This window comes from Massilia paldalensis (assembly GCF_044901715.1).
In the GTDB taxonomy this organism is placed as follows: domain Bacteria; phylum Pseudomonadota; class Gammaproteobacteria; order Burkholderiales; family Burkholderiaceae_D; genus Telluria; species Telluria paldalensis.
In genome coordinates, this window is sequence record NZ_JBJCIU010000001.1 from 1,217,165 (window position 1) to 1,232,407 (window position 15,243).

The 15,243-nt window shown below is 66.2% G+C and carries 15 protein-coding genes; 14 read left to right on the forward strand and 1 reads right to left on the reverse strand.

Features of this window, described 5'->3' with window-relative positions:
* Position 1: 1 nt before the first annotated feature.
* The 14 genes from frr (at position 2) to ACI1V7_RS05480 (ending at position 14,249) form a co-directional block, all read left to right on the forward strand.
* Positions 2-562 carry a ribosome recycling factor gene (frr, locus tag ACI1V7_RS05415; RefSeq protein WP_404530718.1) on the forward strand — a complete coding sequence of 187 codons (561 nt, stop codon included), beginning with the start codon at positions 2-4 and terminating at the stop codon, positions 560-562.
* Between the two features lie 172 nt (positions 563-734).
* Positions 735-1,487, forward strand: a complete 753-nt coding sequence (uppS, locus tag ACI1V7_RS05420; protein WP_404530719.1) for a polyprenyl diphosphate synthase — start codon at positions 735-737, stop codon at positions 1,485-1,487.
* A gap of 5 nt (positions 1,488-1,492) precedes the next feature.
* Positions 1,493-2,320 carry a phosphatidate cytidylyltransferase gene (locus ACI1V7_RS05425; RefSeq protein ID WP_290411044.1) on the forward strand — a complete coding sequence of 276 codons (828 nt, stop codon included), beginning with the start codon at positions 1,493-1,495 and terminating at the stop codon, positions 2,318-2,320.
* Positions 2,321-2,330: 10 nt separating this feature from the next.
* Positions 2,331-3,509 carry a 1-deoxy-D-xylulose-5-phosphate reductoisomerase gene (gene ispC, locus ACI1V7_RS05430; RefSeq protein WP_404530720.1) on the forward strand — a complete coding sequence of 393 codons (1,179 nt, stop codon included), beginning with the start codon at positions 2,331-2,333 and terminating at the stop codon, positions 3,507-3,509.
* A gap of 1 nt (position 3,510) precedes the next feature.
* Positions 3,511-4,851, forward strand: a complete 1,341-nt coding sequence (rseP, locus tag ACI1V7_RS05435; RefSeq protein WP_404530721.1) for an RIP metalloprotease RseP — start codon at positions 3,511-3,513, stop codon at positions 4,849-4,851.
* Positions 4,852-4,941: 90 nt separating this feature from the next.
* Complete coding sequence (gene bamA, locus ACI1V7_RS05440; RefSeq protein WP_404530722.1) at positions 4,942-7,290, forward strand: outer membrane protein assembly factor BamA; 2,349 nt, start codon at positions 4,942-4,944, stop codon at positions 7,288-7,290.
* Between the two features lie 91 nt (positions 7,291-7,381).
* Positions 7,382-7,864, forward strand: coding sequence for an OmpH/Skp family outer membrane protein (locus ACI1V7_RS05445; protein ID WP_404530723.1), 483 nt, complete (start codon positions 7,382-7,384; stop codon positions 7,862-7,864).
* 145 nt (positions 7,865-8,009) lie between these two features.
* Complete coding sequence (gene lpxD, locus ACI1V7_RS05450) at positions 8,010-9,071, forward strand: UDP-3-O-(3-hydroxymyristoyl)glucosamine N-acyltransferase (RefSeq protein WP_404530724.1); 1,062 nt, start codon at positions 8,010-8,012, stop codon at positions 9,069-9,071.
* On the forward strand, positions 9,064-9,564 hold the full coding sequence (fabZ, locus tag ACI1V7_RS05455; RefSeq protein WP_404530725.1) for a 3-hydroxyacyl-ACP dehydratase FabZ: 501 nt from the start codon (positions 9,064-9,066) through the stop codon (positions 9,562-9,564). The genes lpxD and fabZ overlap by 8 nt, the downstream gene beginning before the upstream one ends.
* A gap of 1 nt (position 9,565) precedes the next feature.
* Positions 9,566-10,354, forward strand: coding sequence for an acyl-ACP--UDP-N-acetylglucosamine O-acyltransferase (gene lpxA / locus ACI1V7_RS05460; protein ID WP_404530726.1), 789 nt, complete (start codon positions 9,566-9,568; stop codon positions 10,352-10,354).
* A complete protein-coding gene (lpxB, locus tag ACI1V7_RS05465) occupies positions 10,338-11,504 on the forward strand; it encodes a lipid-A-disaccharide synthase (RefSeq protein WP_404530727.1) in 1,167 nt (388 codons plus the stop codon). The genes lpxA and lpxB overlap by 17 nt, the downstream gene beginning before the upstream one ends.
* A gap of 4 nt (positions 11,505-11,508) precedes the next feature.
* Positions 11,509-12,171, forward strand: coding sequence for a ribonuclease HII (rnhB, locus tag ACI1V7_RS05470; protein WP_404530728.1), 663 nt, complete (start codon positions 11,509-11,511; stop codon positions 12,169-12,171).
* A complete protein-coding gene (locus ACI1V7_RS05475; protein WP_404530729.1) occupies positions 12,168-12,962 on the forward strand; it encodes a TrmH family RNA methyltransferase in 795 nt (264 codons plus the stop codon). Before rnhB ends, ACI1V7_RS05475 begins: the two co-directional genes overlap by 4 nt.
* Before the next feature lie 78 nt (positions 12,963-13,040).
* The gene (locus ACI1V7_RS05480; protein ID WP_404530730.1) at positions 13,041-14,249 is read left to right on the forward strand and encodes an EAL domain-containing response regulator; all 1,209 of its coding nucleotides are present in this window, start codon (positions 13,041-13,043) and stop codon (positions 14,247-14,249) included.
* Between the two features lie 19 nt (positions 14,250-14,268).
* Here the strand turns inward: ACI1V7_RS05480 and ppsR are convergent, their stop codons facing one another.
* Complete coding sequence (ppsR, locus tag ACI1V7_RS05485) at positions 14,269-15,117, reverse strand: posphoenolpyruvate synthetase regulatory kinase/phosphorylase PpsR (RefSeq protein ID WP_404530731.1); 849 nt, start codon at positions 15,115-15,117, stop codon at positions 14,269-14,271.
* Positions 15,118-15,243: the final 126 nt, after the last annotated feature.

Consider the following 15,243-nt stretch of genomic DNA (forward strand, 5'->3'; position numbering starts at 1 on the left):
CATGTCTGTAGCTGACGTCAAGAAAAATGCCCAGGACAAGATGGCGAAGTCCATCGAGACCCTGCGCGCCAACCTGGCCAAGGTCCGTACCGGCCGCGCCCACGTTGGCATCCTCGACTCCGTCATGGTCGACTATTACGGTTCGCCGACCCAGCTGTCCCAGGTCGCCAACCTGACCCTGATCGACGCCCGCACGATCGGTGTCCAGCCCTACGAAAAGAAGATGCTGAACACCGTCGAGAAAGCCATCCGCGACTCCGACCTGGGCCTGAACCCGTCCTCGTTCGGCGAAATGATCCGCGTGCCGACCCCGCCGCTGACCGAAGAGCGCCGCAAGGAAATGGTCAAGCTGTGCAAGTCGGAAGCGGAAGACGCGAAGATCGCCGTGCGCAACGTGCGCCGCGACGGCAACGAACAGCTCAAGAAGCTGGTCAAGGACAAGGCCATCTCGGAAGACGACGAGCGCCGCGCCCAGGACGACATCCAGAAGATGACCGACAAGGCCGTCGTGGACATCGACAAGCTGGTCGCCGAGAAGGAAAAGGAAGTCATGACGGTGTGACGCCGCCGCCGGCCCTCGCGGCCGGCCATTCGTCATGGAAGGGCGGACCGGCTTTTGCCGCTCCGCTCCCGTTGTTTTTGCGGTAAGGTAAAATTGCAATTCTCATTGCATTGTTGATGCCGCATCCGCGTGACCGACCCGGCTAGCCGGTCGGCCGCTTCTGGCCTGATTTATGATTTTCAAAAGCTCGACCACCGCCGTACCCGACGCGCCCACGGTGCCCCGCCATATCGCCATCATCATGGACGGCAATGGCCGCTGGGCCACTAAGCGCCTGTTGCCGCGCGTGGCTGGCCACGTCAAGGGCGTGGATGCCGTGCGCAAGATCGTCGAGGCCTGCGTGGAGCGCGGCGTCGAATACCTGACGCTGTTCGCCTTTTCCTCGGAAAACTGGCGCCGCCCGGCCGACGAAGTGTCCTACCTGATGGGCCTGTTCGTCACCGCGCTCGAGCGCGAAGTGTCCAAGATGCACGCCAATAACATCCGCCTGAAGGTGGTGGGCGACCTGTCGCGCTTCGACCCGAAGCTGCAGGACATGATCGCCAATGCCGAGCGCCGCACCGCCAACAACAGCCGCCTCACGGTGACCGTGTGCGCCAACTATGGCGGCCGCTGGGATATCATGCAGGCGACGAGCAAGATGGTCGCCGCCAACCCCGGCACCACGGACTACACGGAAGACATGCTGGCGCCGCACCTGGCGATGGCCTATGCGCCGGAGCCGGACCTGTTCATCCGCACCGGCGGGGAAGAGCGTATCTCGAACTTCCTGCTGTGGCAGCTCGCCTATTCCGAGCTCTATTTCACCGACACCTTCTGGCCGGATTTCTCGCCCGAGTCGCTGGACACCGCGATCGCTTCCTACCAGAGCCGGGAACGCCGCTTCGGCCGTACCGGAGAGCAAGTAGCTAACAAGGCCAAGTAAAACGCATGCTGAAAACCCGTGTCATCACCGCCGTCGTGCTGTTGGCAGTCCTGCTGCCGATTCTTTACTTCAACAACTTCACGGCCTTCGCGGTGGTGGCAACCGTGTTCTTCGGCGCCGCGATCTGGGAGTGCTTCCGGCTGTTCAACCCGGGCACCCAGAACGCCCATGTCATCGCGCTGCTGTGGACGGCGGCGTTCGCCGTCGCCGTGTTCACGGACCGCATCAATCCCTCGTTCTGGGCGGCACTCAGCGTCGCGCTGTGGATCGCCCGCTTCGCCCCCTCGCTGAAGACGGGCCTGCCGCCGCTGGGCACGACGCCGAACACGATCCTGAGCCTCGTCTACGGCTTCGGCATCGTCGGCTGCTTCACGGCCATCGTCGCCCTGTATTCGTATTCGCCGCTGTTCCTGCTGTCCGTGCTGGCCATCGTCTGGGTCGCCGATATCGGCGCCTATTTCGCCGGCAAGGCCTTCGGCAAGCGCAAGCTGGCGCCTTCCATTTCCCCGGGTAAATCGTGGGAAGGCGCAATCGGCGGCGGCATCGCCGTGCTCGTGCTGGCCTCGCTGTCCGTCGCGTTCGGCGGCCCGGCCTTCGCCAATACCTTTGCCGCCCGCGTGCAAGCCGCGTTCGGCTGGCCGGCGCTGCTGGCCATCCTGGTCCTGATGGTCGCCGCCAGCATCGTCGGCGACCTGTTCGAATCCCAGCTCAAGCGCCGTGCCGGCATGAAGGACAGCAGCAACCTGCTGCCCGGCCACGGTGGCGTGCTCGACCGGATCGATGCCCTCATCCCGGTTCTACCGCTGGCCGCACTGATCGGCTCGCGCCTGTAAAGGTCTCACCATGCAACGCATCACCATCCTGGGCGCCACCGGTTCGATCGGCGCCTCGACCCTGGACGTGCTCGCGCGTCATCCCGACAAGTATGCCGTCCACGCCCTGAGCGCGCATTCCCGCGTCGAGGAACTCGCGGCCCAGTGCCGCACCCATCGCCCGCAGCGCGCCGTGGTCGGCACCGCCGAGGCGGCCGCGCGCCTGCGCGCGCTGCTGGCCGGCCTGGACATCGACGTGGCCCACGGCGAAGCCGCCCTGTGCGAGATCGCGTCCAGCAGCGAGACGGACACCGTCATGGCCGCCATCGTCGGCGCCGCCGGCCTGGCCCCGACGCTGGCCGCCGCCCGTGCGGGCAAGAAAGTGCTGCTGGCGAACAAGGAAGCGCTGGTCATGTCCGGCCAGCTGTTCATGGACGCCGTCAAGGAACACAAGGCGACGCTGCTGCCCATCGACAGCGAGCACAACGCGATCTTCCAGTCGCTGCCCGCCCACTACGACCGCGATCCGGACGCCGCCGGCGTGGCGAAGATCGTGCTGACGGCGTCCGGCGGCCCGTTCCTGCAGCGCGCCGTCGAGACGCTGGAAGCCGTCACGCCGGAAGAGGCGTGCAAGCATCCGAACTGGTCGATGGGCCGCAAGATCTCCGTCGATTCGGCCACGATGATGAACAAGGGCCTGGAAGTGATCGAGGCCCACTGGCTGTTCGGCGCGCCGGCCGACCGCATCGAGGTGCTGATCCACCCGCAGAGCGTGATCCACTCGATGGTGTCCTACGCGGACGGCTCCGTGCTGGCCCAGCTCGGCAACCCGGACATGCGTACCCCCATCGCCCACGCGCTTGCCTACCCGGAGCGCATCGCATCAGGCGTGGCGCAGCTCGACCTGACCCAGTGGGCGGCGCTGCAGTTCCACCATCCGGACTTCGACCGCTTCCCCTGCCTGGCGCTGGCGTTCGACGCGCTGCGTGCGGGCGGTACCGCGCCGGCGCTGCTGAACGCGGCCAACGAAGTCGCGGTCCAAGCCTTCCTGGACCGCCACATCGGCTTCCGCGACATCGACCGCGTGGTGCGCCAGGTGATGGACGAAAACCCGTGCGGCGCCGCCTCGAGCATCGACGCCGTGCTGGCCCAGGACGCGTGCGCCCGCAACGCGGCCTCGCGCATCGTGGGCGGGCTGCGAGGAGGGTAAGATGAGCCTGATCACCACCGTGCTGGCGTTCCTGCTGGCGCTCGGTCCATTGATCGTGTTCCACGAACTGGGCCACTACTGGGTCGCGCGCCTGTGCGGCGTGAAGGTGCTGCGCTTCTCGATCGGTATGGGCCGCGTCGTGTGGTCGCGCCGTTTCGGCCCGGACCAGACGGAATGGGCGATTTCCGCGCTGCCGATCGGCGGCTACGTCAAGATGCTGGACGCCCGCGACCCGAGCACGGCGCCCGCCAGCGAGAAGGACCTGGAACGCGAATTCACGCGCCAGAACGTGTGGAAGCGCATCGCCATCGTGGCCGCCGGCCCGCTCGCCAACTTCATCCTGGCCATCGTCGTCATGGCCGGCATCTACATGGGCGGCAAGGAAGAACCGGGCACGCGCCTGCGCGGCATGGCCGAGAGCTCGGCCGTGTACAAGGCCGGCATGCGCGGCGGCGATGTCGTCACCGCCGTCGACGGCCGCCCCGTGCAATCCTGGACCGAACTGCGCTGGGAGATCGTGCGCGTTGTCCTGGACAAGCGCGCCGCCGAGCTGGAACTGCGCGCCGCCGACGGCAGCAGCTACCGCGCCGTCCTCCCGCAGGCGACGATGGCGGCGCTGGACGTCGACGGCGACGTGATGGGCGCGCTGGGCATGCATATGTGGCGCCCGCGCGCGATCGTCGAGCGGGTACTGCCCGGCGGCCCGGCCGAAAGGGCGGGGCTGCGTGCCGGCGACGTGGTGGCCACGGTGGACGGCAAGCCCGTCGTGGACGGCATCGGCTTCATCGAGGCCGTGCGTGGCGCCGCCGGCCGCACGCTGCAGCTGGGCGTGACGCGCGCCGGCCAGCAGGTGACGCTGGCGCTGGCGCCGGAACGCGATCCGGCCACCGGCAACGGCATCGTCAAGCTGTACGTGGCCCAGCTGCCGGAGATGGTCGAGGTGAAATCGGGCCCGCTGGAAGCGCTGGCGCGCGGCGCGCACCGCACCTGGGAAACGGCTTCCATGACCGTCAAGATGGTCGGCAAGATGATCGTCGGCGAAGTCTCGCTGAAGAACGTGAGCGGCCCGATCACCATCGCCGACGTGGCCGGACAGACGGCCAGGGCGGGCGCGCAGCCCTTCCTGGAGTTCATCGCCTTCATCTCCATCACCCTTGGAGTAATGAATCTGTTACCAATTCCCGTTCTGGATGGGGGCCATTTGCTGTATTATTCGCTGGAAGTTTTGACCGGGCGTCCCGTGTCGGCGCGCATCAACGAGATCGCGCAACGTGCCGGGGTAGGCCTGCTGTTCATGCTGATGGCGCTCGCCGTCTTCAACGACCTGGTGCGGCTGCTTTGAAGGGACTTCGCACGAGGTCTTTTCTTCGAAGCGGCATAAGTACGGGCTGAGAACACGAAACGTTGTCCAATGACTGACCTGAATTAATCGATGAAATTACAACCTGATCGCCTTGCCCTGCCCAGCTTTGTCCTGCCTTCCCGACGTAGCCTGATCGGCGCTGCCGTGCTGGCCCTGTGCGCCGGCCATGCGGCCGCCGCCACGCCCTTCGTCGTGAAGGACATCCGGGTCGAAGGCATCCAGCGGACCGAGGCGGGCACGGTGTTCAGCTACCTGCCGGTGCGCGTGGGGGAAACCTTCGACGACGAGAAGGGCACCGCCGCGATCAAGGCGCTGTACGCGACCGGCTTCTTCAAGGACATCCGCCTGGAAGAGGAGAACGGCGTGCTGGTGGTGCTGGTCGAGGAACGTCCGGCCATCGCCTCCGTCGATTTCACGGGCACCAAGGAATTCGAGAAGGACATGCTGGTCAAGGCCCTGCGCGAGATCGGCGTGGGCGAGACCAAGATCTTCGACAAGGCATCGGTCGACCGCGCCGAGCAGGAACTGAAGCGCCAGTACCTGTCGCACGGCCTGTATGGCGTCAAGATCACCACCACCGTCACCCCGATCGAGCGTAACCGCGTGAACGTCATGTTCAACGTGGACGAGGGCGACGTCGCCAAGATCCGCCAGATCAACATCGTCGGCAACAAGGCCTTCTCCGACAAGGAGCTGCGCGCGCTGCTGCAGCTGTCGACCTCGGGCTGGTTCACCTGGTACTCGAAGGCCGACCAGTACTCCAAGCAGAAGCTGACGGGCGACCTGGAAAACATCAAGTCGTGGTACCTGAACCATGGCTATCTCGAGGTGAACGTGGAATCGACCCAGGTGTCGATCACCCCGGACAAGAAGGACATCTACCTGACCATCAACATCACCGAGGGCGACAAGTACACCGTCACCGGCGTCAAGATGGACGGCGAGATGTTCGGCCGCGAGCAAGAGCTCAAGAGCCTGGTGCTGCTCAAGCCCGGCCAGACCTATTCCGGCGACCTGCAGGAAGCGTCGAACAAGCGCATCGCCGACCGCCTGGCGAGCTTCGGCTACGCCTTCGCGAACGTCACCGCCAACCCGGAGATCAACCGCGAGAAGCGCGAAGTCGCCTTCACCTTCTTCGTCGACCCGGGCAAGCGCGCCTACGTGCGCCATATGACCATTTCGGGCAACACCATCACCCGCGACGAGGTGATCCGCCGCGAATTCCGCCAGTTCGAGAGCTCGTGGTACGACCCGAACCGCGTGAAGCTGTCGCGCGACCGCGTCGACCGCCTCGGCTACTTCAAGGACGTGACCGTCGAGACGCCGGAATCGCAGGGCACCACCGACCAGGTCGACGTGAACATCGCCGTGGTCGAGAAGCCGACCGGTAACTTCATGATCGGTGGCGCGTTCTCGCAGGCCGAGAAGTTCACCTTCACGGCGTCCGTCACCCAGGCCAACTTCGCCGGCTCGGGCAATACCGTCGGCATCGAGCTGAACACCAGCAAGTACAACCGCACGATCTCGTTCGCGCAGACCAACCCGTACTTCACCGACGAGGGCATCTCGCGCGCCTTCCAGGTCTACCTGCGCACTTCGCGTCCGCCGGCGATCAACCTGGGTTCCTACTCGGTGCGCCAGCAGGGCGGCAACATGACCTTCGGCGTGCCGTTCTCCGAGATCGACACCGTCTACTTCGGCGCCGGCGTGGAACGCACGGAACTGGAAACCGACGAGAGCTCGCCGACGCTGTACAAGCAGTTCGTCCAGCAGAACGGCGGCCCGTCCTCCGGCGTGGGCACGGCGACCACCAACTCGATCCCGCTGACCGTGGCCTGGGGCCGCGACTCGCGCGACAGCGCGGTAACCCCGAGCCGCGGCCGCTACCAGCGCGCCAACCTGGAAGTCGACTTCTTCGGCGACGCCAAGTACTACCGCGCGATCTACGAACACCAGTGGTACCGTCCGATCACGCGCTGGATGACGCTCGCGCTGAAGGGCGAGCTCGATTACGGCAAGGGCATGCAGGGCCACGCCTACCCGGTCTTCAAGAACTTCTACGGCGGCGGCATCGGTTCCGTGCGCGGCTACGAAAGCTCGTCGCTGGGTATCGTCGACCCGTACACCTACGACGCCCTGGGGGGCTCCAAGCGCATCATCGGCAATGCCGAGCTGCAGTTCCCGTTCCCGGGCAGCGGCCAGGATCGTTCGCTGCGCTGGTTCACCTTCGCCGACGCCGGCCAGATCTACCAGGAAAACCAGAAGATCCGCCCGTCCGAGCTGCGTACCTCGGCCGGTATCGGCCTGTCGTGGATTTCGCCGGTGGGCCCGCTCAAGTTGAGTTATGCTAAGCCCTTGAACTCCAAGCCGGGCGACCGCCTGGAACGCTTCCAGTTCCAGATGGGTACCGGCTTCTGATCGGCCGCGCCGGCCCTGGCCGGCGCGCCAACCATAAGGAATGCGGAGAACTATGTTGAAAAATGTGATTGCCTCGCTGCCCAGGAATCTGGTGTTGGCCGCCGCATGCGCCGGTGCGATGGCAAGCGCGCAGGCGCAGAACGCGCCCAGCCGCATCGGCTTCGTGTACACGGAGCGCCTGATGACCGAGTCCAAGCTCGCCAAGGTGGCCGACGAGAAGATCCAGGGCGAATTCTCCAAGCGCCAGAAGCAGGTCGACGAGATGATCAAGCGCTACAAGTCGAGCCGCGAGAAGTTCGACGAGGATGCGCCCAAGCTGAACGACGCCGACCGCGTGCGCCGCACCCGCGAGCTGCTCGATATGGAAAAGGACGTGCAGCGCATGCAGCGCGAGTTCAACGAGGACCTGATCCAGCGGAAGAACGAGGAACGCACTGCGATCGCCCAGAAGGCGTTCAAGCTGATCGAACAGGTCGCGGAACAGGAACACCTCGATGTCGTGCTGCAGGAGTCCGTCTGGACCAGCCCGCGCATCGACATCACCGACAAGATCCTGAAATTGCTCGACAAGTAAGTCGGTGGTAGGGTGGGCACCACGTGCCCACCGAACGTGTGCTTGACCGGTGCATGGCGAGCACATGGTGCCCACCCTACCTGACACGGAAGCCGGCCCTGCGTGGCCGGCGGTTTTTTTTTAATACTTTGATTGGACGACCAAGATGGCCACTCGACTGGGTGATTTGGTCGAACGCTTCGGCGGACAGCTGATCGGCGACCCGGACCTCGAGGTCCAGGGTATCGCGCCGCTGGACAGCGCCGATGCTTCGCACATCAGCTTTCTCAGCAACAGCAAACTGCGCGCGCTGGCGGCACAGAGCCGCGCGGCGGCACTGATCGTGGCGCCGCTGGACGACGCCACCGTCGGCGCCACCTACGAAGGCGCGCGCATCGTCACCACCAACCCGTACGCCTATTTCGCGCGCGCGGCCCAGTACTTCGTGGCGCTGGAAGAAGCGGTACCCCCGCCCGGCATCCATCCGAGCGCCGTGGTGCACGAGACGGCGACGGTCGACCCGACCGCCCATGTGGGACCCAACGTCACCATCGAGGCCGGCGCCGTCATCGGCGCGCACGTGGTGATCGACGCCGGCTGCTACATCGGCCGCGAAGCCGAGATCGGCGAAGGCAGCCACCTGTTCGCCAACGTGACCTTCCACGCCCGCTGCAAGATCGGCCGGCGCGGCATCCTGCACTCGGGCGCCGTGATCGGCACCGACGGCTTCGGCTTCGCGCGCGAGAACGGCGTCTACATCAAGATCCCGCAGACGGGCCGCGTGCTGCTGGGCGACGACGTCGACGTCGGCGCCAACACGACGATCGACCGCGGCGCGCTGGCCGATACCGTCATCGAGGACGGCGTCAAGCTGGACAACCAGATCCAGATCGGCCACAACTGCCACATCGGCGCCAACACGGCGATGGCGGGCTGCGTCGGCGTCGCCGGTAGCGCCAGGATCGGCAAGAACTGCACCTTCGGCGGCGCCGCCATGGTGCTGGGCCACCTGGAAATCGCCGACAACGTCCATATCTCATCGGGCAGCATGGTATCGCGCTCGGTGCTCGAGCCGGGGCAGTACACCGGCTTCTACCCACTTGCCAAGAATGCCGAGTGGGAAAAGAGCGCCGCAATCGTGCGCAACCTGTCCTCGATGCGCGAGAAAATCCGCGCGCTGGAAAAACAGATTAAAAACCTGACGGAACCACACAACAAAAATGACTGACACCACCACCGACACCAACGTCTCCAAAGTCCTGGGCATCAACGAGATCAAGAGCTACCTGCCGCACCGCTACCCGCTGCTGCTGGTGGACCGCGTCGTCGACTACGAGCTGGGCAAGACCATCACCGCGATTAAGAACGTCACGGTCAACGAGGAATTCTTCAACGGCCACTTCCCGCACCAGCCCGTGATGCCGGGCGTGCTGATGATCGAAGCGCTGGCCCAGACCGCCGCGATCCTGTCGTTCATGACCATGGGCGTGAAGCCGGACGAGAACTCGGTCGTGTACTTCGTCGGCATCGACAACGCGCGCTTCAAGCGCCCGGTCGGCCCCGGCGACCAGCTCAAGATGGATGTCGAGATCCTGCGCACCTCGCGCGGCATCTGGAAGTACAAGGCCCAGGCCAGCGTCGACGGCAAGGTGGCCGTCGAGGCGGAACTGATGTGCACGATCCGCGCCAACGAATCGGCGACCAACGGCGCAGGGCAGTAACATGAGCAAGATCCACGCGACCGCCATCGTCGACCCGCACGCAGAGCTGGACAGCTCGGTCGAGGTCGGCCCGTACTCGATCGTCGGTCCCAACGTGCGCATCGGCGCCGGCACCGTGGTCGGTCCGCACGTCGTGATCGAGGGCCACACGACGATCGGCCGCGACAACCGCATCTTCCAGTTCGCCTCGCTGGGCGCCGCGCCGCAGGACAAGAAGTGGGCCGGCGAGCCGACCCGCCTCGAGATCGGCGACCGCAACACGATCCGCGAGTTCTGCACCTTCAACCTGGGCACCGTCCAGGACGAGGGCGTGACGCGCCTGGGCGACGACAACTGGATGTCGGCCTATACCCACCTGGCGCACGACTGCCGCGTGGGCAGCAACACGATCTTCTCGAACAATGCGCAGCTGGCCGGCCACGTGCATGTGGGCGACTGGGCGATCCTGTCGGGCTACTGCGGCGTGCACCAGTTCTGCAAGATCGGCGCCCATGCCTTCATCGGCATGTACACGAGCCTCACCCAGGACGTGCCGCCGTTCGTGCTCGTCTCCGGCAACCCGGCCGAGGCCCACGGCATCAATATCGAGGGCCTGAAGCGTCGCGGCTTCACGCGCGAGCAGATCAACGGCCTGCGTGCGTCGTACAAGCACCTGTACCGTTCCGGCCTGACGCTCGAGGAAGCCAAGGCCAAGCTGGCCGAGGAAGAAGCCGCATCGGCCGAAGCGGCGCCGCACATCCGCGCGCTGCGCGCATTCCTCGACACCAGCACCCGTGGCATCGTCCGCTGATTCGACGGCCGCACCCTCGCTGGCCCTCGTGGCCGGCGAGGTCTCCGGCGACCTGCTGGCCGCGCGCCTGATGGCGGGCCTGAAGCCACGCCTGCCGGACGTGCGCTTCACCGGCATCGGCGGGCCGCGCATGCTGGAGCAGGGCCTGGCGTCCGACGTGCCGATGGACACGCTGACGGTACGGGGCCTGCTGCCCGTGCTGCTGCGCTACCGCGAACTCAAGGGCATCCAGAACCGCTTGCGCGACCGCCTGCTCGCCGAACGGCCGGCTGCCTTCATCGGCGCCGACTACCCGGGCTTCAACCTGGGACTCGAAGAGCAGCTGCGGGCGGCCGGCATTCCGACCGTGCACTTCGTCGGCCCGCAGATCTGGGCCTGGCGCGGCGGGCGGATCAAGAAGATCCGGCGGGCCGTGTCGCACATGCTGGTCATCTTCCCGTTCGAGCAGGAACTCTACGAGCAAGCCGGCGTCCCCGTGACCTACATCGGGCACCCGCTGGCCGAGACGATTCCCCTGGTGCCCGACGTGGCCGCCGCGCGCCGCGCGCTGGGCATGCCGGAGGACGCGAAGGTGGTCACCGTCATGCCGGGCAGCCGCATGTCGGAGATCAAGTACCTGACCGAGCCTTACCTGGCCACGGTGAAGCTGCTGGCGGCGCGCGACCCGTCGATCCGTTTCGTCGCGCCGATGGCCGGAGAGCGCCAGAAGACGGCATTCCAGCAGATCGCCGCCAGGGCCGGCCTGCAGGACGTGCCCTTGACGCTGGTGGACGGACGGTCGCATGATTGCATCGCTGCCGCCGACGCCGTGCTGGCCGCGTCCGGCACGGCGACGCTGGAAGTGGCGCTGTTCAAGAAACCGATGGTGATCGCGTACAAGGTGATGCAGGCCGAGTGGCTGCTGATCCGCAATATGGGATACCTGCCGTGGATCGGCCTGCCGAACATCCTCGCGCGCGAGTTCGTCGTGCCGGAATTCCTGCAGCATGCGGCCACGCCGCAGGCGCTGGCCGATGCCGTGTGGTTCCAGCTGACCGACGAGAACAACCGCAAGCGGCTGCAGCAGCGCTTCACGGACATGCATCACAGCCTGCTGCGCGACAGCGCGTCGAAGAGTGCCGACGCCGTGTTGCAGGTGATAGGTAAGTAAAGTCATGAGAAAGAAGAAGTTCGATTTCTATCCCGGCCTGCCGGCCAAGAACCGGCCGTTCACGATCGAGGACATCGTGTGCGGCGTGGACGAGGCGGGCCGCGGCCCGCTGGCCGGCCCCGTGTACGCGGCCGCGGTCATCCTCGACCCCGCGCGCCCCATCGAGGGCCTGCGCGATTCCAAGAAGCTGACCGAGGCGCGCCGCGACGAGCTCGCGCCCATCATCAAGGAACAGGCACTGGCCTGGGCCATCGCCGAGTGCTCGCACGAAGAGATCGACACGCTCAACATCCTGCAGGCGACGATGCTGGCGATGCGCCGCGCCGTCGAGATGCTGGCGACGGTGCCGACCATCGCCCTGATCGACGGCAACCGCTGCCCGCAGTTTACGACGTCCGTGCGCGCCCACGCGGTGGTGGAGGGCGACGACAAGGTGCACGCGATTTCGGCCGCCTCGATCCTGGCCAAGACGGCGCGCGACGCGGCCCTGGTGGCGCTGCACGCGGCGTATCCGCAGTACGCGTTCGACCAGCACAAGGGTTACTCGACGGCGCTGCACCTGGCGCGCCTGCGCGAGCACGGCCCGTGCCCCGTGCACCGGCGCAGCTTCGCGCCCGTGCGCGCCTTGATCGAACAACCGGACCTCTTCGCCGGGATGCCGGCATGAAGACGATCACCTCGCGCGACAACGCCTTCTACAAAGAGCTCAAACACCTGGCCGGCAGCACGCAGGCGCTGCGCAAGGCGGGCAAGTCGCTGCTGGACGGCGTGCACCTGTGCCAGACTTACCTGGACCTCATCGGCCAGCCCTTGCACTGCGTCGTGTCGGACGGTGCGCTGGGCAATCCGGAGGTAGTCGCCATCGTGGGCCGTGTCGAAGCGGCGCAGAACCACGTGACTGCGCTGCCGGACGCCCTGTTCGGCGCCCTGAGCCAGGTCGAGCACGGCGTGCACCTGCTGTTCCTCGTCGAGACCCCGCGGCCGGCATCGGCGCCCGCGCTGACGACATCGGCCGTGCTGCTGGACGGCGTGCAGGATCCCGGCAACGCTGGCTCGATCCTGCGCAGCGCCGGCGCGGCCGGGATCAGGCAAGTCTATTGCAGCCCCGGCACGGCATCGATCTGGTCGCCCAAGGTGCTGCGCGCGGCGATGGGCGCCCACTTCGTGCTGGAGATCTTCGAGCACGCCGACCTCCCCGCGCTGGTGCGCGCCGCCGCGGTGCCCGTGCTGGCCACCAGCGGCTATGCGGCCGACAGGCTGTACGACGTCGACCTGGCCGGGCCCGTCGCCTGGATCCTCGGCCACGAGGGGCAGGGCGTGTCCGACGAACTGCTGGCGCTGGCCACGCGCCGCGTCGCCGTGCCGCATGCGGGCCAGGTGGAGTCGCTGAACGTGGCCGCCTGCGCCGCCGTGTGCTTCTTCGAACAGCTCAGGCAACAACAGTCGCCGCCCCGCTGACGAGCCTCGGACCCGGGAGGCATGGACGCGGCTGCGTTCCCGGGTTACGCTTCGGGCATGAATCATGGAGCCGCCCCGATGGACACCGCCCAGCAGTTACACAGCCTGCATTTCCTCGTCGCCGAGGCCGATCCGGTCCAGCGCCGCGCCCTCATCGAGGCGCTCGGCCATGCCGGGGCCACCCGCGTGACGGACGTGCCCGACGGCCCGACGGCGCTGCGCACGCTGCAGGGCGGCTTCACCCCCAAGGTGGACGTCGCCGTCATCGACCTGGCGCTGGGCGGCATGGACGGCCTGGAACTGCTGCGCGCGATCGCCGCGCAGAAGTCCGCCGTGCGCCTGATCGTGGTGGGCGACCAGCCGCCCGGCGTGCTGTTCTCCGTCGAGACGCTGGCGCAGTCGTACGGCGTCGACCTGCTGGGCACCATCGCCAAGCCCGTCACGACGGCAAAACTGAAGGCGCTGCTCGACCATTATCAGGCGCCGCGCCCGGCCGCCGCCCGCCAGCCCGTGCGCCGGTTCAGCTTCGCGGAAGTCGGCCTGGGCCTGCAGAAGCGCCAGTTCGAACCCTTCTTCCAGCCCAAGATCGAACTGGCCACGGGCCAGGTGAAGGGACTGGAGACGTTCGCGCGCTGGCGCCACCCCGAGCATGGCGTGCTGGGCCCGGGTTCCTTCATCGACGCGCTGGAACAGAACGGCCGCGTCGATTTCCTCGACTGGACCATGATCGAGACGTCGGTCGAGCGCTGCCGCCGCTACCACGACCAGGGCATCCCGATCTCCATCTCGCTGAACCTGTCGCCGGCCACGCTGGCGCATCCGAATTTCCTGCGCCAGGTGACGTCTTGCATGCAGCGCCACGGCGTGCTGCCCGACTACCTGACGTTCGAGATGACGGAATCGTCGATCCTGGACTTCGACGCCGACTTCATCGAGCGCCTGGTGCGCCTGCGCATGCTGGGCTTCGGCCTCGCCATCGACGACTACGGCACCGGACGCTCGAACCTGCAGCTGCTGGCGCGGATCCCGTTCTCGGAACTCAAGATCGACCGCTCCTTCGTCGACGGCGCCTCGAAGAAGCGCCCGCTCGGGACCGTGCTGAAATCCTGCCTGGGCCTGGCGCACAGCCTGGACCGCATGTCGGTGGCGGTAGGCGTCGAGACGCGCCAGGACTGGGACTTCCTGCAGGCCCTCGGCTGCACCTACGCCCAGGGCTACCACATTGCCAATCCGATGGCGGCCGACGCCTTCCCGGGCTGGCTGGAAGACTGGCGGCAGTTCTTTTAAATGCCGCCAGCCGGCACCGTCAGTACTCGCGCCGGTCCGGCTTGATCTCCTGCAGGATGGTGGTCGAGATCTCCTCGATCGACTTGGTCGTGGACGACAGCCAGCGGATGCCTTCGCGGCGCATCAGCGCCTCCGCCTCGTTGACCTCGTAGCGGCAGTTCTCCAGCGCCGCGTACTTGCTGCCGGCGCGCCGCTCGTTGCGGATCTGGGACAGGCGCTCGGGCGTGATCGTCAGTCCGAACAGCTTGTGCTTGAACTGAGGCAAGGCCGAGGGCAGGCGCCCGCGCTCGAAATCGTCCGGGATCAGCGGGTAGTTGGCCGCCTTGATGCCATATTGCATTGCAAGATAAAGGCTCGTCGGCGTCTTGCCGGAGCGCGAGACGCCGACCAGGATCACGTCCGCCTCGGCCAGGTTCTTGTGCGACTGGCCGTCGTCGTGCGCCAGCGAGAAGTTGATGGCCTCAATGCGGTTCTTGTACTCCTCGGTATCGACCGTGTTGTGGATGCGGCCGATCGTGTGCGTCGATTTCACGCCCAGTTCCTGCTCCAGCGGCGCGACGAAGGTCTGGAACAGGTCCATGTGCATGCCTTGCGCCGCGCGGATGATGCTCGACAGGTCGTGCTTGACGAGGGTCGAGAACACGATGGGACGCTGGCCGTCGCCCGTGGCCGCCTCGTTGATGCGGCGCGCCGCCTCGTAGGCCTTCTCGACGGTGTCGATGAACGGAAGGCGGATCTGGCGGAAGCGCATCTCGAACTGGCTCAGCACCGCATGGCCGAATGTTTCCGCAGTGATACCCGTACCGTCGGATACGAAAAACACGGTGCGCGCGGCGCTCGGACTGGATGGGGTGCTTGCTGGAGTCATGGTGTCTTTTTCAATAATCAGATAACAAAGTTGCAGCAACCGCGCTGTCAGAATCAGGCGTACGGGGTAGAATGCTCTGCAACAGATTCAGGTTGTGCCGTGCAGCATTTCACAAGAATAACAAGA